The organism is Modicisalibacter sp., assembly GCF_055145905.1.
This window is the reverse complement of record NZ_JBSREH010000041.1, coordinates 117,381-135,568: the sequence shown is the minus strand read 5'-3', so window position 1 is coordinate 135,568 and position 18,188 is coordinate 117,381. Positions and strand designations below refer to the sequence as shown.

At 65.2% G+C, this 18,188-nt stretch carries 14 protein-coding genes; 1 reads left to right on the top strand and 13 read right to left on the bottom strand.

Annotation, left to right across the window (positions count from 1 at the left end):
- Positions 1-472: 472 nt before the first annotated feature.
- The 3 genes from ACTCB7_RS12750 to secA form a co-directional block, all read right to left on the bottom strand.
- Positions 473-1,420 carry a Nudix family hydrolase gene (locus ACTCB7_RS12750; RefSeq protein WP_463006958.1) on the bottom strand — a complete coding sequence of 316 codons (948 nt, stop codon included), beginning with the start codon at positions 1,418-1,420 and terminating at the stop codon, positions 473-475.
- A gap of 65 nt (positions 1,421-1,485) precedes the next feature.
- Positions 1,486-2,700, bottom strand: a complete 1,215-nt coding sequence (gene argJ, locus ACTCB7_RS12745) for a bifunctional glutamate N-acetyltransferase/amino-acid acetyltransferase ArgJ (protein WP_463006957.1) — start codon at positions 2,698-2,700, stop codon at positions 1,486-1,488.
- Between the two features lie 32 nt (positions 2,701-2,732).
- A complete protein-coding gene (gene secA, locus ACTCB7_RS12740) occupies positions 2,733-5,447 on the bottom strand; it encodes a preprotein translocase subunit SecA (protein WP_463006956.1) in 2,715 nt (904 codons plus the stop codon).
- 492 nt (positions 5,448-5,939) lie between these two features.
- On the opposite strand from secA, the gene ACTCB7_RS12735 reads away from it, so the two are divergent.
- Positions 5,940-6,428, top strand: a complete 489-nt coding sequence (locus ACTCB7_RS12735; protein ID WP_224415137.1) for a DUF721 domain-containing protein — start codon at positions 5,940-5,942, stop codon at positions 6,426-6,428.
- Positions 6,429-6,498: 70 nt separating this feature from the next.
- Here ACTCB7_RS12735 and lpxC read toward each other — a convergent pair whose 3' ends face one another.
- The 10 genes from lpxC to mraY form a co-directional block, all read right to left on the bottom strand.
- Complete coding sequence (lpxC, locus tag ACTCB7_RS12730; protein WP_224415138.1) at positions 6,499-7,413, bottom strand: UDP-3-O-acyl-N-acetylglucosamine deacetylase; 915 nt, start codon at positions 7,411-7,413, stop codon at positions 6,499-6,501.
- Between the two features lie 112 nt (positions 7,414-7,525).
- Positions 7,526-8,689, bottom strand: a complete 1,164-nt coding sequence (gene ftsZ, locus ACTCB7_RS12725) for a cell division protein FtsZ (protein WP_224415139.1) — start codon at positions 8,687-8,689, stop codon at positions 7,526-7,528.
- A gap of 33 nt (positions 8,690-8,722) precedes the next feature.
- Positions 8,723-9,997 carry a cell division protein FtsA gene (gene ftsA / locus ACTCB7_RS12720; protein ID WP_163649848.1) on the bottom strand — a complete coding sequence of 425 codons (1,275 nt, stop codon included), beginning with the start codon at positions 9,995-9,997 and terminating at the stop codon, positions 8,723-8,725.
- A gap of 212 nt (positions 9,998-10,209) precedes the next feature.
- The gene (locus tag ACTCB7_RS12715; RefSeq protein WP_463006955.1) at positions 10,210-10,932 is read right to left on the bottom strand and encodes a cell division protein FtsQ/DivIB; all 723 of its coding nucleotides are present in this window, start codon (positions 10,930-10,932) and stop codon (positions 10,210-10,212) included.
- A 5-nt stretch (positions 10,933-10,937) separates the two neighbouring features.
- Positions 10,938-11,888 (bottom strand): D-alanine--D-alanine ligase, encoded by a 951-nt coding sequence (locus tag ACTCB7_RS12710; RefSeq protein ID WP_463006954.1) that lies wholly within the window; start codon positions 11,886-11,888, stop codon positions 10,938-10,940.
- Positions 11,885-13,339, bottom strand: a complete 1,455-nt coding sequence (murC, locus tag ACTCB7_RS12705; RefSeq protein ID WP_463006964.1) for a UDP-N-acetylmuramate--L-alanine ligase — start codon at positions 13,337-13,339, stop codon at positions 11,885-11,887. The genes ACTCB7_RS12710 and murC overlap by 4 nt, the downstream gene beginning before the upstream one ends.
- A 1-nt stretch (position 13,340) precedes the next feature.
- On the bottom strand, positions 13,341-14,411 hold the full coding sequence (murG, locus tag ACTCB7_RS12700; RefSeq protein ID WP_463006953.1) for an undecaprenyldiphospho-muramoylpentapeptide beta-N-acetylglucosaminyltransferase: 1,071 nt from the start codon (positions 14,409-14,411) through the stop codon (positions 13,341-13,343).
- An 89-nt stretch (positions 14,412-14,500) separates the two neighbouring features.
- A complete protein-coding gene (gene ftsW / locus ACTCB7_RS12695; protein WP_463006963.1) occupies positions 14,501-15,658 on the bottom strand; it encodes a putative lipid II flippase FtsW in 1,158 nt (385 codons plus the stop codon).
- A complete protein-coding gene (murD, locus tag ACTCB7_RS12690) occupies positions 15,658-17,052 on the bottom strand; it encodes a UDP-N-acetylmuramoyl-L-alanine--D-glutamate ligase (protein ID WP_463006952.1) in 1,395 nt (464 codons plus the stop codon). The genes ftsW and murD overlap by 1 nt, the downstream gene beginning before the upstream one ends.
- Positions 17,053-17,096: 44 nt before the next feature.
- Entirely contained in the window at positions 17,097-18,179 is a 1,083-nt protein-coding gene (mraY, locus tag ACTCB7_RS12685; protein WP_463006951.1) for a phospho-N-acetylmuramoyl-pentapeptide-transferase, read from the bottom strand.
- Between the last annotated feature and the right edge of the window lie 9 nt (positions 18,180-18,188).

Here is an 18,188-nt window from a genome sequence, read left to right as displayed (position 1 = left end):
CTTGCCTTGATATTTGGTGACGTGTCACCGTTATCTCGGCCAAGCGCCCACATGAATTACCTGATCGAATTGTTAAAGAGCGTCGCAACCGTTGCTCGTTGAGCGCCTCGTTGCGAGAGAGGCTGTATTCTACCGATTCGGCCCGGCGTGTCAAGCGGCGTTTGTCGTCGTGGCGATCGGTGAAAACCGATCCCGCGGCGGCCGCCGGCCTGCCGAATCGTGGGAGAGCATTCTAGGCGCTTCGAAGCGGTTTGGCAAGTGCGATTTTCATCGCCGCCTTCCAAAAAATCTTCGAGGAAACAACCACTTGCTTCTCCTCAATACCGCCGGTGACGTGTCCCGTCGTCGGCAGCGGATGCGTACTTTACGCATCAACATCGGCCCTGACAAGCCCCTTGGCGAACTTTTTTGCCAAAGGAGGCCGGCGCCGGATACCCAGTGGCTTCCGGCGCCCTGTTCCGAAGCGCTCGGCCTAGCGCCAGAAGTCCCGAATTGAAGCAATGCCCTGAGCCCCGACAGCCCGGGCATGGTTGGCGTCATGCCGGGTCATCCCACCCAGCGCGAACACCGGCATGGCCGCGGGCTCCACGAGTTGCTGGAAGTCATGCCAGCCCAGGGGCGCGGCATCGGGGTGCGAGGGCGTGGTCCGCAGCGGCGACAGGGTCACGAAATCGCAGCCGATCCGCCCGGCCTGGGTCAACTGCCCCTCATCATGAGTCGAGGCAGACAGCCATTTGCCTTCAGCAATCGGACGACGTTCCAGGGTCATCAGTCGTTCACTGGTCAAGTGCACCCCGTCGGCATCGATGTGCGCAAGCATCTCGGGCTCGGCATTCAACAGCAGCCGCGCCCCGTGCTCACGGCATAGCTGCAGGGCCTGCTCCGCACGCGCCAGATAGGCGGCTTCATCCAGCGACTTGGCCCGCAGCTGCACCAGGCGAACGCCGTCCTCGACCAGCGCACGCTGCAGCTTGTCGAGAAAAGCCGCGTCATCTTCTTCTTCCGCGGTGATCAGGTATTCGGTCGGGAGCATGACGGCACGCAGAATCGGTAGATTCGCGGCCGGGAACGGATAATTGAACAGCTCCCCCAGCTTGACCCAGCGAACTGCTTGCCCTTCCCGCCCATAGGGCTCGCCGGAGAAGCCGTGCACCTGCCAGACATCGAGCAGGATATGCTTGTCGGAATATTCATGATGCACGCGAATCAGCGGCTGGGCCCGCTCGATGGAGATACCGAGTTCCTCGTGCAGTTCGCGCCGGAGTGCCTCGAACCCTGTTTCGTAGGGCGCCAGCTTGCCGCCGGGAAATTCCCACAATCCCCCCTGATCCACCGTGGAGGGGCGTCTGGCCAGCAACACCTCGTTTCCGTCGTCGCTGAAGATGGCAGCCGCTGCCACATGCACCCGTCGTTTGATCATCTTGCGTACTTACCTCTAGAACCTTGTCGTTTCTCGTTGGCGGGACGAAAAAAGTGATGTGCCGATCAACTGCGATAGTCGGCATTGATGGAGATATACTCGTGCGACAGGTCGGAGGTCCAGACGGTGGCCGCCGATTCGCCGCGTCCCAGAAGGATGCGTATGGTAATGTCTTCCCGTGCCATTTCGCGACTGCCGGCTTCTTCGGTATAACCGGCCGCACGCCCGCCGTGCTCGACCAGGCGCACGTCACCGAGGTCGATGGTCACGGCGTTGACGTCGAACGCCTGCACCGGTGCCCGCCCCACGGCGGCCAGAATCCTTCCCCAGTTGGCATCCGAGGCATAAAGGGCGGTCTTGACCAGCGGCGAATGGGCGACGGTGAAGGCCACGTCCCGGGCCTCCTGTACCGTCCTGGCCTGCTCGACCTGCAGGGTGACGAACTTCGTTGCTCCCTCGCCGTCGCGGATAATCGCCTGCGCCAACTCCACCATGACCGATTCGAGCGCAGCCCGAAACGTGGCGACATCCTCGGGGCATGCCACACGCGCACTACGCCCGGTAGCCATCAACAGACAGGCATCGTTGGTCGATGTATCGCTGTCGACCGTAATGCTGTTGAAGCTGACCTGCGTGGTTTCACGCAGCAGCGATGCCAGCAACTCCGGCTCGATGGCGGCATCGGTCGCCACGAAGCCCAGCATGGTGGCCATGTTGGGCTGAATCATGCCGGAGCCCTTGCTGATGCCGTTGATGGTCACCGTCTGGCCGTCAATCCGGCAGGTAGCGGTCGCGCCCTTGGGGCGCGTGTCCGTGGTCAGGATACCCTCGCCCGCCTGCTGCCAGGCGTCCGGTGAGTCATCCAGGCTTTCGAGGGCGCGCGGCAGCGCGGCCTCGATTCGTGCCACCGGCAGAGGCTCGCCGATCACACCGGTGGAAAACGGCAGCACCGCCTCGCTTTCGCAACCGGCCAGCGAGGCGAGCGCTCGGCAACTTTGCTCGGCATCCTTCATCCCCTGCTCGCCGGTACCGGCGTTGGCATTGCCGGTATTGATCAGCAGATAGCGCACGTCGCCGCGGGCGAGATGCCGCCTGGCGACGTGAACCGGCGCCGCGCAGAAGGCATTGCGCGTGAACACGCCGGCCACGGCGGTATTCTCCGGCAACTCGATCACGACCAGATCACGCCGCCCCGGTTTCTTGATCGCCGCCTCCGCCGTACCCAGACGCAGCCCATCGAGGACCGGCATCCGGGGAAAGACCGCTTCACCTACCGCCATGTTTCATCTCCTGACCTGTTCGGGATTGTCGCTTACTGCAGCTTGCCGTGACACTGCTTGTACTTCTTGCCCGAGCCGCAGGGGCATGGATCGTTGCGCCCGACCTTGGGCCCCTCGCGCCGTACCGTCTGCGCCGACTCCCCTTCCGGTGCCTCGTCACTGTCGTCCGCGATATCGTCGTGACGCTGCGTGGCGCTGGCCTTCTCGCGTTCCAGTGTTTCCCGGCGCTGGCGTTCCAGTTCCTCGACCTCTTCCTGACGGCGCACCTGGACATGGCTGAGGATGCGCGTCACGTCATGCTTGATATTGCCCAGCAGGCTCTGGAACAGCTCGAAGGCTTCGCGCTTGTATTCCTGCTTGGGATTCTTCTGGGCATAACCGCGCAGATGGATACCCCGGCGCAGATGATCCATGGACTGCAGGTGTTCCTTCCAACGGGTATCGAGCACCTGAAGCATGACCTGCTTTTCGAAACGCCGCATCAGCTCTTCACCGACCGCCTCCACCTTGGCGGCATAGATCTCGCGGTGCTGGGTCTGGAGTCGTTCGCGCAGGGCTTCCTCATGGAAGTTTTCATCCTCCTCGGCCCACTGGGTCAGCGGCACATCGAGGTTGAACTCGCTCTTCAGATACTGCTGCAGACCGTCCAGGTCCCACTGCTCGGGCAGGCTCTGGGGCGGCACGAAGCCGCTGATCGCCTCGTCGAGCACTTCATCACGGATACCCGCCACGTTATCGGAGACATCCTCGGCACCGAGGATCTCGTCGCGCTGCTCGTAGATCACGCGGCGCTGGTCATTGGCCACGTCATCGTATTCGAGCAACTGCTTGCGGATATCGAAGTTGCGCCCTTCGACCTTCTTCTGCGCCCGTTCGACCGCATTGGATACCATCTTGTGCTCGATGGCCTCGCCCCGCTCGAGCCCCAGGGCCTGCATCAGGCGCTGCACCCGCTCGGAGCCGAACAGGCGCATCAGGTTGTCCTCCAGCGAGAGGAAGAAGCGGGTGGACCCCGGATCGCCCTGACGACCTGCACGCCCACGCAGCTGATTGTCGATGCGCCGCGACTCGTGACGCTCGGAACCGATGACGTGTAGCCCCCCGGCCTCGAGAACGGCATCGTGGCGCTGCTGCCATTCGGCCTTGGCGGCGTCGATCTGCTCCTGTGAGGGGTTATCGAGCTTGGCGACCTCCGCCTCCCAGTTGCCACCCAGCACGATGTCCGTACCGCGACCCGCCATGTTGGTGGCGATGGTGATCGCCCCGGGCTGGCCGGCCTGGGCGATGATTTCCGCCTCGCTCTGGTGCTGCTTGGCGTTGAGCACATTGTGAGGGATGTCGGCCTGCTTCATGAGTCCCGACAGCAACTCGGACGTCTCGATCGAGGCCGTGCCCACCAGTATGGGGCGCCCGGCATCACGCTGGGTTTTCACGTCCTCGATGATCGCCTCGAACTTTTCCTGGGCCGAGAGGTAGACCAGGTCATTGTGATCAACGCGCGCGATCGGCTTGTTGGTCGGAATCACCGTCACGTCGAGCCCGTAGATCTGGCGGAACTCGAAGGCTTCGGTATCGGCGGTGCCGGTCATGCCCGACAGCTTCTCGTAGAGGCGGAAGTAGTTCTGGAAGGTGGTCGAAGCCAGCGTCTGGCTCTCCTTCTGGATGGCCACACCCTCCTTCGCCTCGACGGCCTGGTGCAGCCCCTCCGACCAGCGCCGGCCGGGCATGCTGCGACCGGTATGTTCGTCGACGATCACCACCTCGCCATTGCTGACGATGTAGTCGACGTCTCGATGAAAGAGGTGGCGTGCCCTGAGCGCCGAGTGCATGTGGTGCAGCAGTCCCAGGTTCTGGGCTGCGTAGAGGGAGTCCTCCTCGTTCAGCAGCCCCTGTCGGCGCATCAGCTCCTCGACCTTGTGGTGGCCGTCCTCGGTCAGCTCCACCTGCTTCTGCTTCTCGTCGAGGGTGAAGTCGCCGCTTTCCGGCTCCTCGGGGTCCTCGCAGACCTCGAGTTCCGTCGCCAGGCGGTCGACCACCTTGTAGAGCTCGGTATTTTCCTCCACCGGGCCGGAGATGATCAGCGGGGTCCGTGCCTCGTCGATGAGAATCGAGTCCACTTCGTCGACGATCGCGTAGTGCAGCTCCCGCTGGACCTTCTCTTCCAGCGAGAATGCCATGTTGTCCCGCAGGTAGTCGAAGCCATACTCGTTGTTGGTGCCGTAGGTGATGTCGCAGGCATAGGCCTCGCGCTTCTCGGCCGAGGTCTGCCCCGAGTAGATCACGCCGACGGTCAATCCCAGCGACTCGTAAAGCGGACGCATCCATTCCGCGTCGCGCCGGGCCAGGTAGTCGTTGACGGTCACGACGTGAACCCCGCGCCCGGGAATCGCATTGAGATAGACGGCCAGGGTCGCCACCAGCGTCTTGCCCTCGCCGGTCTTCATTTCGGCGATACGCCCACGATGCAGGGTGATCCCACCGATCAACTGCACGTCGAAGTGGCGCATGCCCATGATGCGGCGGCTGGCCTCACGCACTGTGGCAAAGGCCTCGGGCAGCAGGCGATCGAGGCTTTCTCCATTCTGGAGTCGTTCGCGGAACTGGGCCGTACGTGCCTGCAGGGCGTCATCGTCGAGCGCCGCGATGTCCTCTTCAAGCCGATTGATGTCGGCGACCAGCTTGCCCATGCGCTTGACTTCGCGGTCGTTCTTGGAGCCGACGAGCTTGCGAACCAGAGTATTGATCATTAGCAGTGTCCAATCATTGTGCAAAGAGAGCCGGCCGACACGGTGCCCGCCGGAAATATCGATCCAGGCATTCACACAATGAAGGGGGGTGCCCTCGGCGCCCGGGTTGCCAGATCCACCCCGCAACAGGCCTGTCCGGCGGCCTCGTGCCACACTCGTGGTTTGGACCGGGGGCGACCGTCACGGACTGGCCAGCGGTGGGCAGCTCGCTTGCGCGCCCGACGCGACTCTTCACGGATCGCCGCAGGGGCCATGAGGCAGATCTGGGTGATCTGCTCGGCGAGCCTGAGCGCCTCACCGTGCCCCAGCGTGGTCGGCAACAGGCAGCCGACCAGCAGACCGGCCAGCCACCAGCGCGACGTACGCCTGGCGCGTTGCCGACCGGTTCCGTCGGCACGGGTCGCGGCGAGAGGGGGGCAGGTCATGCTGTCGAATGGCTCCAGGGCATGCTAGATTGCGCGATATCGCTTTCGCAGTTTCACGGGCAAGCCAATGAGTATAAAGGCTAAGCGTTTTCGCGCCCAGCCCGCGACACGCCTCCTCTCCCCGCAGGGTACCTCGGGTGCCGACCTGGGCGGCCTGATCCGCAAGGCACAGCTCATCGATCGCGCCCAGGCGCACCTGCGCCATAATCTTCCGGAGGAGATTCGCCCTCACCTGTTCGTCGGCGGCTACCGCGACGGGCGCCTGACCCTGATCACGGACGGGGCCCACTGGCTGACCTGGCTGCGTTACGAACAGGCACGCCTGCTGCGCCTGATTCGCGAACTGCCCGGCTTCGAGGCCGTGCTCGCCCTGACGCTCAAGGTTCGCCCCGTCAGCCCGGTCAAACCGCCCCCGGTTCAGCACCGAGCGCTGCCCGCCCCCGCCGCCGAGGAACTGCAGGCCTGCGCCCGGGATACGCGCGACCCGCAACTCAAGCGCGCCCTGGAGCGCCTTGCCTCGCACGCACGTACGGAAGACGGCAAGCCGAAGCCCTGAAATGGCCATGAAAAACGCCAGCCCGGTCGGGCTGGCGTCAAGCATGCCTGGTTGCCTGTCGAAAAACGCCTTACATGGCCATGGCGGGCGCCGAATAGGAGATAGGCGCTCGCTGGGAGGCTTCCTCGAAGGTGACAATCTCCCAGGCATCGGGATTTTCCAGCATGGCCCGGCAGAGCTGATTGTTGAGGGCGTGACCGGATTTCACACCGCGGAACTCACCGATCAGGCTGTGACCGAGCTGATAGAGATCCCCGATGGCGTCGAGCACCTTGTGCTTGACGAACTCATCCTCGTAGCGCAGGCCACCCTCGTTGAGGATGCGGTAGTCATCGACGACGATAGCATTGTCCAGGCTGCCGCCCAGCGCCAGATTCTGGCCGCGCAGGAACTCCAGGTCACGCATGAAGCCGAAGGTCCGGGCCCTCGAGACCTCCTTGACGAAGGAGGTGGTGGAGAAGTCGACACTGGCCATCTGCTTCTGCTGCTCGAAGACAGGGTGGTCGAAATCGATCGAGAAGGTGACCTTGAAGCCTTCATGGGGCAGGAAGAGAGCCTCCTTGTCGCCATCACGCACCAGCACTTCGCGCTTGATGCGAATGAACTTCTTCGGCGCCTCCTGCTCGGCGATTCCCGCCGACTGGATGAGAAACACGAAAGGCCCGGCACTGCCATCCATGATCGGCACTTCCGGCGCGCTGAGCTCGACGAAGGCATTGTCGATGCCCAGCCCCGCAAAGGCCGACATCAGATGCTCGACGGTGGCCACCTTGACGCCATCGCGCGACAGGGCCGTGCACAGCGTGGTGTCGGTGACATTCTCGGCCCGCGCCGGGATTCGCACCTCCGGCTCGAGATCCGTGCGCACGAACACGATGCCGGTGTTGACCGGCGCCGGGCGAAGGGTCAGGTAGACCTTTTCGCCCGAGTGCAGGCCGACTCCCGTGGCCCGCATGGTGTTCTTGAGGGTTCTTTGCTTAATCATGGGCAATGACCAGGCTGCTGCATAAATTGTCAAACAGTGTTCACTATAACATCGAACAGCTGTTTAACCAAAAAAATGTCGCCGGCCAAGCCCATGACGCCTGCCGACCGGATCAATCGGCCTGACGGCGCAGGAAGGCAGGAATATCGAGATAGTCGTCGATGTCCTTGGCCTTGCGACGCTCCTGACGGGCCTTCGCGGTTTCCTCCTGCTCGGCCTTGGCCGCCTGCTGACGCATGACGGTCGGCTGCTGCAGCTTGCGATAGTCGGTGGTCTCGGGGCGAGCCACAGATTCACGGGCGGCCGGTTTCTCGCGGGCGCCATCCAGGCCGGCAGCCACCACGGTGACCCGCAGCTCGTCGGACATTTCCATGTCGATCGCGGTACCCACCACAATGGTGGCGTCCTGAGAGGCGAACTCCTGTACCGTGGCGCCGACGTCGTTGAACTCGCCGATCGACAGGTCGGGACCGGCCGTGATGTTGACCAGGATGCCGCGCGCGCCGTGCAGATCGATATCCTCGAGCAGCGGGCTGCGAATCGCCTTCTCGGCGGCCTCGCGGGCCCGGTTCTCGCCGGTCGCGCCGCCGGTACCCATCATCGCCATGCCCATCTCCGACATGACGGTGCGCACGTCGGCGAAGTCGACGTTGATGATCCCCGGGCTGGTGATCAGCTCGGCAATACCCTGAACGGCGCCGAGCAGCACGTCGTTGGCGGCGCTGAACGCCGTCAGCAGACTGGCGCTCTTGCCCAGCACCGCCAGCAGCTTCTCGTTGGGAATGGTGATCAGCGAGTCGACGTGCTGGGAGAGCTCCTTCATGCCCTCCTCGGCGACTTTCATGCGCTTGGGCCCCTCGAAGGGGAAGGGCCGTGTCACCACGGCAACAGTCAGAATTCCCAGTTCCTTGGCCACTTCGGCCACCACCGGCGCACCGCCGGTGCCGGTACCCCCACCCATGCCGGCGGTGATGAAGACCATGTCGGCGCCCTGCAGCAGCTCCGCGATACGCTCGCGATCCTCCATCGCTGCCTGGCGGCCCACGTCCGGGCTGGCACCGGCGCCCAGCCCCTTGGTGATTTCGCTACCCAACTGGAGAACGGTCTTGGCGGCAACCCGCTTGAGGGCCTGCGCATCGGTATTGGCGCAGATGAATTCGACGCCCTCGATGTTGCTCTCGACCATGTGATTGACGGCGTTGCCACCGCCACCACCAACGCCGATCACCTTGATGACAGCGCTGCTGGAAGGTGCATTATCTACCAGTTCGAACATTTGCCCCGTCTCCTGTGGCCAGTTTCGGCCTTGTCAGAAATTTCCTTTGAACCAGCCTTTGACCCGTTCCAGCGCCGAGATGCCATCCTTGAGACCACGCCGTGAGACTTCCTCTCTACGGGGCTGGGCGGACACCGCACGGTTATCGCCCGGCTTGGCGTCACGCATACCGTAGAGTAGCAAACCCACGCCCGTGGAATAAATCGGATTGCGCACCACGTCGACCAGCCCCCGGACGTTCTGGGGGCTCGCGATGCGCACCGGCATGTGAAAGATTTCCTCCGCGAGTTCGACCACGCCTTCCATGCGCGCCGTCCCCCCGGTCAGCACCACGCCGGCGGCCACGAGATCCTCGTAGCCGCTGCGCCGCAGTTCCTCGCGTACAAGTGTAAACAGCTCCTCGTAGCGCGGCTCGACCACCTCGGCGAGCGACTGACGCGACAGGTCGCGAGCCGGGCGGTCTCCCACGCTGGGAACCTTGATCATTTCATCGCTGGATGCCAGTTGTGTCAGGGCACAGGCGTACTTGACCTTGATGTCCTCGGCATACTGCGTCGGCGTGCGCAGCGCCATGGCGATGTCATTGGTAACCTGGTCACCGGCAATGGGGATGACCGAGGTGTGGCGAATGGCGCCCTCGGTGAACACCGCGATGTCGGTCGTGCCACCGCCGATGTCCACCATGCACACGCCAAGCTCGCGCTCGTCCTCGGTGAGTACCGCATGACTCGACGCCAGCTGCTCGAGAATGATGGCATCGACCTCGAGACCGCAGCGACGCACACATTTCTCGATATTCTGCACCGCGTTGAGCGCCGCGGTCACCAGATGCACTCGGGCTTCCAGGCGCACACCCGACATGCCGAGTGGCTCCCGAATGCCTTCCTGGGTGTCGATGGCAAATTCCTGAGGCAGGACATGCAGGATGCGCTGCCCTTCGGAGATGGCCCGGGCTCGGGCCGAATCGATGACCCGCTCGATATCGGAGGGCGTCACCTCACGATCCTTGATTGCGACCACCCCATCGGAGTTCATCGAGCTGATGTGGCTGCCCGCGATACCCACATAAACGGAATGAATGTCACACCCGGCCATCAGCTCGGCCTCTTCCACCGCCCGCTGAATCGACTGGACGGTGGACTCGATATTGATGACCACACCCTTCTTCATGCCCCGGGAAGGGTGCGAACCGATACCGACGATTTCCAGCCCGCCATCGTCGGTGGGCTGACCGACGATCGCCACGACCTTGGATGTTCCGATATCCAGCCCGACCACCATATTGGAAGCATTGGATTGTCCTGCCATGGGTCGGGATCACTCCTCGATCTTCACTGAATTGAGAAACCGTTTTTTTACAGATACAAAATTGGGTCGAAGTATAGAACGTAAACGCCAAGCAGGCCGTGACCCAAGAGAATTCGGGTCAGAATACGGGGATTTTTTTGCGAAAGAAATACCTCGTCACGCGCCAGACGCCCGGGATTAGTGACCGGAATCACGACAGACGCCGGCACCTGTCAGCCGTCCGCACCCGCCTCGGCATCCTCGCCATGCCAGGCGACGGCAACGCCGTTGGGATAGCGTAGATCAACGTAGCGAATCCGCGACGCCTCCTCGTTCAGCTGGCGTCGCCAGGCCGCCACGAAGCGAGCTAGCCGGGCCGGCTTGTCGTTGCGACCCAGCATCACCCAGAGACCATCATTGACCTGAAAGCGCCAGGCGCCGCGGTCCTCGAGCCGCAGCTGGGTGACCGTCAGCCCCAGTGGCTTGAGTTGCCGCTGGAGACGATCGTACCAGGCCAGCACTTCCGAACCACTGCCCCGCGGCCCCGCCAGATCGGGCAGAGGCTCGTCGACCGTCACCGAATCGCGACGAAACGCCTTGCCTCTGGGGTTGAGCAGCTCGGTGTCATTCCAGCGCGCCACCGGGTGCTGCTCGAACAGTTCGAAGGCCAGGGCATCGGGCCATTGTCGCGATACCCGAACTTCCTGCAACCATTCGATGCGCCGCGCCCGCTCGCGCAATTCGGCCAGGTCCACCGACAGCCACGTCTTGCCCTGCACCAGCGGGGCCAGCTTGCTGCGCAGATATTCCGCGCTGACGTGTTCCAGCTCGCCACGAATGGAGACCCGTTCGACCGGTCGATCCAGCCATAGCCACAGTGCACGCCCCCCAGCCACCAGCAGCACCAGCAGCAGGACGACACCCAGCAAGGAACCCCGCGAACCGCTCGCCGCCATCCGGGTCAGGACTCCAGGGTCGTGTCGAGAATACGCAGCACCAAGGTATCGAAATCGATCCCGGCATGCGCGGCGGACTGCGGCACCAGGCTGTGATCGGTCATCCCCGGCACGGTATTGACCTCGAGCAGCCAGAAACGCCCTTCCGCATCGCGCATCACATCGACACGCCCCCAGCCTCTGGCGCCGATGGCCAGAAAGGCCTCGCGACACAGGTCACCCAGGGCGCGCTCATCCGCCTCGCTCAGCCCGCAGGGCAGATGGTAGCGCGTCGTGTCGGAATGGTACTTGGCCTCGTAGTCGTAGAACCCGCCGGGCACTTCGACCCGAATCGCCGGCAGCGTCCGGTCGCCGAGCAGCGACACCGTGTACTCGTCGCCCTGAATGTAGCGTTCGGCCATGACCGCCGCGTCGAAGCGGGCCGCTTCGGCAAAGGCGGCCTCCAGGGCCTGTCGGTCATGGACGATGGTAATGCCCAGCGTCGATCCCTCGTGGACGGGCTTGACGACCAACGGCAGGCCCAGCTGCGCCACGACCGCGTCCCAGTCCGATTCACGACCGAGCGTGATGCTCTCGGGTGTGGGCAGCCCGACGGCTCGCCACAGCTGCTTGGTACGCTGCTTGTCCATGCCCAGCGCCGAAGCCAGCACGCCGCTACCGGTATAGGGGACGCCGAGCAGCTCCAGAGCCCCCTGCACGGTCCCATCCTCGCCGCCGCGGCCGTGCAACGCGATGAACACCCGATCCGGTGCCAGTGCCTCGAGGCCACTCAGGCCACCGGCTGCCAGATCATGGCCGCGCGCATCCACACCGCTGCGCTGCAAGGCAGCCAGCACGGCGGCACCACTGACCAGTGACACCTCACGTTCGGCCGAATCCCCCCCGTAGAGCACGATCACGCGCCCGTAACGTCCGGGGCACGGCGTTCCGGTGCGCGCCTGATGCTTGACGCTCATAGTTCGACCTCATGCAAGCCCAGATGACTGTCGGCCAGGGCCAGGGCGATGCCGCCGATATCGCCCGCCCCCTGGGTGATCAGGATATCGCCATCCTGCAGCACATTCTGCAACAGACGCGGCAGTTCGGCCTTGGTCTCGGCGAACAGGGGATCGACCTCGCCGCGCTGCCGGATCGAGCCCGCCAGGGTTCGCCCTTCCGCACCGGGGATCGGCGCCTCGCCGGCACTGTAGACATCCAGCAGCACCAGGGTATCGACCCCGGACAGCACCCGCACGAAATCCTCGTAGAGATCCCGGGTACGCGAAAACCGATGCGGCTGGTACACCATCACCAGCCGCCGCTGCGGCCAGCCCGCACGTACCGCGCGGATCACCATCTCCACTTCCCGAGGGTGGTGCCCATAATCGTCCACCAGCATCACCTGCCCCTCCCCGCCGGGCAGGGCAAACTCGCCATGCACCTGGAAGCGCCGCCCCACGCCGGCGAAGCTCGCCAGTCCCCGCTGGATCGCCGCATCCTCGACACCGGCATCGGTGGCGACGGCGATCGACGCCAGGGCATTGAGCGCATTGTGCTCACCGGGCATCGCCAGGCGCACCGCCAGCGGCGCATGCCCCTCCGGGCGCCGTGCCGTGAAGCGAATCTCGCCGGCCTGCTGCACGAAATCGGTGACCCGGTAGTCCGCCTGCTCGTCGAAGCCGTAGGTCACGAACTGCCGCTGCACCCGCGGGAGCAGCTCGCGCACATTGGCATCGTCCAGGCACAGCACCGCCAGACCGTAGAACGGCAGGTTGTGCAGAAACTCGATGAAGGTGTCCTTGAGCCGTGTGAAGTCTCCGGCGTAGGTCCCCATGTGGTCGGCATCCACATTGGTCACCACCGCGACCATGGGCTGCAGGTGGAGGAAGGAGGCATCCGACTCGTCGGCTTCCGCGACCAGCACGTCGCCCTCCCCCAGGCGCGCATTGGTGCCGGCGCTGGTCAGCTTGCCACCGATCACGAAGGTCGGGTCCAGCCCGCCCTCGGCCAGCATGGTGGCGGTCAGGCTGGTGGTGGTGGTCTTGCCGTGAGTACCGGCGATGGCAATGCCGTGACGAAAGCGCATCAGCTCCGCCAGCATCTCGGCACGCCGCACCACCGGAACGCGATGCTCCCGGGCCCAGTCGATTTCCGGGTTGCCGGCGTCCACCGCGGTGGATACCACCACCACATCGGCCCCGCCGGCATGCGCCGCGGCATGTCCGATGGCGATGCGCACGCCGCACGCCTCGAGGTGCGCCGTCACCGCCGATGCCTTGAGGTCGCTGCCGCTGACCTCATAGCCCTGATTGGCCAGCACCTCGGCGATCCCGCACATGCCGGCGCCACCGATGCCCACGAAGTGAATGCGCCGGATGCGCCGCATGCCGGGCCCCTTGCGAAGCTGGCCGGGGACGGGAGAAAACATGCTATCGCTCAAGAGCGGCCTCCATGCAGCCTTCCACCAGGCGCTCGACGGCATCAAGGCGCGCCCGGGAGCGCGCCGCCCCGGCCATGGTGGCGAGAAGTTGGGGATTGAGGACCTCGTCCAGCACGGCGGCCAGCGAGGTCGCGTTCAGGGTAGCCTGGGGCAGCAGTCGCGCGGCCCCGGCCTCCACCAGGTAATCGGCATTGCGGGTCTGGTGATCGTCGACTGCATACGGGAACGGCACCAGCAGCGCCGGCTTCGCCGCCGCCGCCAGCTCGCTGACCGTCAGCGCCCCGGAACGGCAGACCACCAGGTCCGCCCAGGCGTAGGCCTCGGCCATGTCGTCGATGAACTCGCTGACCCGGGCATCGACCCCGGCCTCCCGATAGCCCTGCTCGGTGGTCTCGCGACGCTCGCGACCGGCCTGATGACGAACCTCGGGCCGCTGCGCTTCGGGCAGCTTCGCCAGCGCCTCGGGAAGCAACTGGTTGAGGGCCACCGCCCCCAGGGAGCCCCCCACCACCAGCACCCGCAGGCGGCGCCCCTGCATGGCTTCAGGATCACGAAGCGTCTCGCCCAGGCGGGCAATGGCCGGACGCACCGGGTTACCGATGACGATCGCCTCACGGCGCGACCCCAGCTTGCGAAACGCGCCGGGGAAGGCCGCATAGGCACGCCACGCCAGCCGCGCCAGCACCTGATTGGTCAGCCCGGCGATCGCATTCTGCTCATGGACGATCAGCGGCCGCCCGCTCAGCCGCGCCGCCAGACCGCCGGGGCCGCTGGCGAATCCGCCCAGCCCCACCACCAGTTGCGGGTCAAAGGTGGTCAGCACACGTTTCGCCTGTGCCACCGCCCGCCACAGCCGCCACGGCGCCTGCAACCAGCCGGCCATGCCGTTGCCGCGCAGGCCGGCCACCGCGATACGATGCAGCACCAGTCCGGCCTCGGGCACCAGGCGATTCTCGATCCCCCGAGGACTGCCCAGCCACTCGACCTGAACGCCGCGCTGCGTCAGAGCCTCGGCCAGAGACAGCGCCGGAATCACGTGTCCGCCCGTCCCTCCGGCCATGATCAGCACTCGTTGCAAGCGTGCCTGTGTCGCGGAGGAAGTCGTCTCCTGTGTCACCGCCTGAGGCTCCCTGAATGTGTTGAAGATCGTCAGCGCGCCTTGCCGCCGTGGGCGTTGCGCAGTATCTGCCGGGTGTCGAGATCGACGCGCACCAGCAGCGCCACCATCACCGCGCTCACCACCAGGCTGGAGCCACCGTAGCTGAGCAGCGGCAGGGTCAGCCCCTTGGTCGGCAGCATGCCGGTGCTGACACCGATGTTGATGAACGCCTGGGCACCGAAGACAAGGGCGATACCGTAGCTGAGATAGGCCGCGAACGGCAATCGCGCCAGCTCGGCACGCCGGCCGATCCGCAGTGCCCGGTACACCAGTACCGCGAACAGGCCCACGACCGCCACGGCGCCCACCAGGCCGAGCTCCTCGGCGATCACCGCGAACACGAAGTCGGTATGCGCCTCGGGCAGGTAGAACAGCTTCTGCACACTGTTGCCCAGCCCCAGGCCGAACCAGTGCCCGCGCCCGTAGGCGATCAAGGCCTGGGTCAGCTGATACCCCGAGTTATACATGTCCGCCCAGGGGTTGGTGAAACTGGTCAGGCGCTCGAGGCGATAGGGTTCGGCGACCGCGACGATGCCGCCCAGTACCACTACCAGCGCCAGCAGCAGAATGAACCGCATCAACGGCGCGCCGGCCATCAGCAGCATGCCCATCACACAGCCGGTGACCACCACCAGCGCGCCGTAGTCGGGCTCCATGATCAGCAGCACCCCGAACGGCACCAGAATCACCAGCGGCTTGAGAAAGTCCCACCAGTAGCGACGCACCCCCGGCAGAAAACGCTCGAGGTAACGCGCCACGAACAGGATCAGACACAGCTTGGCCACTTCCGAGGCCTGCACGTTGACGATGCCGAGCCGCAGCCAGCGGCGGCTGCCGTTGACCTCGGTACCCACGAACAGCACCACCAGCAGCAATACGAAGGCCCCCAGCAGTAGCCAGCCGGCGTAGCGCTTCCATAACGAGAGCGGCACCCGGACCAGTGGCACGGCGATCACCAGCGATATCAGGATGAAGACGCCGTGACGAATGCTGAAATAATAGGGATTGCCGGTCAGGCTGGCGGCAATTTCGGTGGAGGCCGAGGTCACCATGACCCAGCCGACCAGCAGCAGGGACAGCGCCGCGATCAGCAACCAGCCGTCACAACGCTGATGATCGGTGGACAGACGGCGGCTCAGCGCGGCGATCACGGTCGTCCCTCCGCACCGGACGCGCAATAGGCTTGCGCCGCTGCCCGAAAGGCCTCGCCGCGTGCGCGATAGTCGGTGAACTGGTCGAGACTGGCGCAGGCCGGCGACAGCAGGATGCAGTCCCCCGGCTCGGCGATGGCGGCGGCACGCTCTAGCGCCTCGGCAAGCGTCGTGCAGCGCGTCACCGTCACCTGGCCGGTGAGCGCCTGCGCGAGCCGCTCGGCGTCGGCACCGAACACGATCGCCTCCCGGGCATGGCGAGCCAGCGGCGCGGCCAGCGGCGTGAAGTCCGCCCCCTTGCCGACTCCGCCGCCCAGCCAGACGAGCCGTCCGGTCAATGTGGGGCCGAGACCGGCAATCGCCGCCAGGGTCGCACCGACATTGGTGCCCTTGGAATCGTTGATCCAGCGGATGCCATCCGCCTCGGCCACCAGCTCGCCGCGGTGCGGCAGGCCGGAAAAGCGTGCCAGCACCCGGCGCATCGCAGCCCCCTCGAGCCCCAGGTACGTCCCCATGGCCAGCGCCGCCAGGGCATTGGCCTGGTTGTGACGGCCGGCCAGGCGCATCTCGCCGGTCGCCATCAGCGGCGTCTCGCCGTGCATCAGCCAGGGGGACCCGTCCGGTCCCGGGGCGATGCCCCAGTCGTCGCCCTGCGGCGGGCGGGTCGTGAAGCGTGCCTGCGACGACAACGGCGCTGCCGGCCAGGTCCAGGGATCCTCGGCATTGACCACCGCGTGTGTTGCGCCCCGGAAGATGGCACGCTTGGCGGCCTGATAGCCGGCCATGTCGCCATGCCGGTCAAGATGGTCCTCGGACAGGTTGAGGAAGGCCACACACGCCGCGCCCAGGTCGGGCGTGGTCTCGAGCTGGAAGCTCGACAGCTCGAGCACGAACAGCTCCGCCTCCGGCTGCCGGGCCAGCAGGTCGAGCGCCGGCGTCCCCAGGTTGCCGCCGACCGCCACGCGCCGACCGGCCTCGGCGGCCATCTCGCCGAGCAGCGTCGTCACCGTCGACTTGGCGTTGGAACCGGTGATCGCGGCGATCCGTCCCGGGCAGTCGCGCACGAACAGGGCGATCTCGCCCACTACCCGCGGCACATCGGCATGTCCGGCCAGTGTCGCCCGCCAGTAGTCGGCGATGCCCGGCGTGAGCGGATCGACGCCGGGGCTCAGCACCAGCTCACTGGCCTCGGCCATGTCCAGCTCGGTCAGCGGGCCGGTATGCACCGCCACATCGGGAAACGCGCGGTGGAGGTCGGCCAGGCCGGGCGGCTCGGCCCGGGTGTCGGCCATCATGAATGGCTCGCCGCGCCGCGCCAGATGGCGAGCGATCGCCAACCCCGACACGCCCAGACCGACGACCAGGGTGTAGCCCGGTGGCACCGTTGTCATCGCCGCTTCTCTCCCTTCTTGCCGTTCGACGGACACGCCGGCACCTAGCGAATCTTCAGCGTGGACAGGCCCAGCAGCACCAGCACCACGGTGATGATCCAGAAACGCACGATCACCCGGGGCTCCGGCCAGCCCTTGAGCTCGAAATGGTGGTGCAGCGGCGCCATGCGGAAGATGCGCCGACCGGTCAGCTTGTAGGAGGCCACCTGGAGAATCACCGAGATCGTCTCCATGACGAAGACGCCGCCCATGATGAACAGCACGATCTCCTGGCGCACCACCACGGCCACCACCCCCAGCGCGGCGCCCAGCGACAGCGCGCCGACATCGCCCATGAACACCTGCGCCGGGTAGGTGTTGAACCACAGAAAGCCCAGCCCGGCCCCCGCAATGGTGCCGCAGAACACCGCCAGTTCGCCGGCCCCCGGCACCTGGGGGATATGCAGGTATTCGGCGAACACCGTGTTGCCGCTGGCATAGGCGAACACGGCCAGCCCCATGGCCACCATCACCGTGGGCATGATCGCCAGCCCGTCGAGACCGTCGGTCAGGTTCACCGCGTTGGAGCTGCCCACAATCACCAGATAGGTCAGAACCACGAAGCCCAGCCCCAGCGGTACGGCCACTTCCTTGAACAGCGGCACGATGAGGCTGGTCTCCACCGGACTGGCCGCGGTCACGTAGAGGAACACCGCCGCACCGAGCCCCAGCACCGACTGCCAGAAATACTTCCAGCGCGCCGGCAGGCCCCGCGGATTCTTTTCCACCACCTTGCGGAAATCATCGACCCAGCCGATGGCACCGAAGCCCAGGGTGACGATGAGCACCAGCCAGACATAGTGGTTGGTTAGATCCCCCCACAGCAGGGTACTGATGGCGATCGCGATCAGGATCATCGCCCCGCCCATGGTGGGTGTGCCCGCCTTGGACAGGTGCGACTGGGGGCCGTCGTCGCGCACGGCCTGGCCGATCTGGCGCTCGACCAGACGACGAATCACCAGTGGTCCCAGCCACAGACACAACAGCAATGCCGTGAGCGTCCCCAGGATGGTTCGCAGCGTGAGATAGTTGAAGACCGTGAAAGCGCTCTGAAACTGCGCCAGCAAATCGGCTAAGAAAAGCAGCATGGGTTCCGC

Coding starts and splice junctions, on each gene's coding strand:
- ACTCB7_RS12750 (WP_463006958.1), bottom strand. CDS start 1,420: ATGATCAAACGACGGGTGCATGTGGCAGCGGCTGCCATCTTCAGCGAC.
- argJ (WP_463006957.1), bottom strand. CDS start 2,700: ATGGCGGTAGGTGAAGCGGTCTTTCCCCGGATGCCGGTCCTCGATGGG.
- secA (WP_463006956.1), bottom strand. CDS start 5,447: ATGATCAATACTCTGGTTCGCAAGCTCGTCGGCTCCAAGAACGACCGC.
- ACTCB7_RS12735 (WP_224415137.1), top strand. CDS start 5,940: ATGAGTATAAAGGCTAAGCGTTTTCGCGCCCAGCCCGCGACACGCCTC.
- lpxC (WP_224415138.1), bottom strand. CDS start 7,413: ATGATTAAGCAAAGAACCCTCAAGAACACCATGCGGGCCACGGGAGTC.
- ftsZ (WP_224415139.1), bottom strand. CDS start 8,689: ATGTTCGAACTGGTAGATAATGCACCTTCCAGCAGCGCTGTCATCAAG.
- ftsA (WP_163649848.1), bottom strand. CDS start 9,997: ATGGCAGGACAATCCAATGCTTCCAATATGGTGGTCGGGCTGGATATC.
- ACTCB7_RS12715 (WP_463006955.1), bottom strand. CDS start 10,932: ATGGCGGCGAGCGGTTCGCGGGGTTCCTTGCTGGGTGTCGTCCTGCTG.
- ACTCB7_RS12710 (WP_463006954.1), bottom strand. CDS start 11,888: ATGAGCGTCAAGCATCAGGCGCGCACCGGAACGCCGTGCCCCGGACGT.
- murC (WP_463006964.1), bottom strand. CDS start 13,339: ATGTTTTCTCCCGTCCCCGGCCAGCTTCGCAAGGGGCCCGGCATGCGG.
- murG (WP_463006953.1), bottom strand. CDS start 14,411: ATGGCCGGAGGGACGGGCGGACACGTGATTCCGGCGCTGTCTCTGGCC.
- murD (WP_463006952.1), bottom strand. CDS start 17,052: ATGACAACGGTGCCACCGGGCTACACCCTGGTCGTCGGTCTGGGCGTG.
- mraY (WP_463006951.1), bottom strand. CDS start 18,179: ATGCTGCTTTTCTTAGCCGATTTGCTGGCGCAGTTTCAGAGCGCTTTC.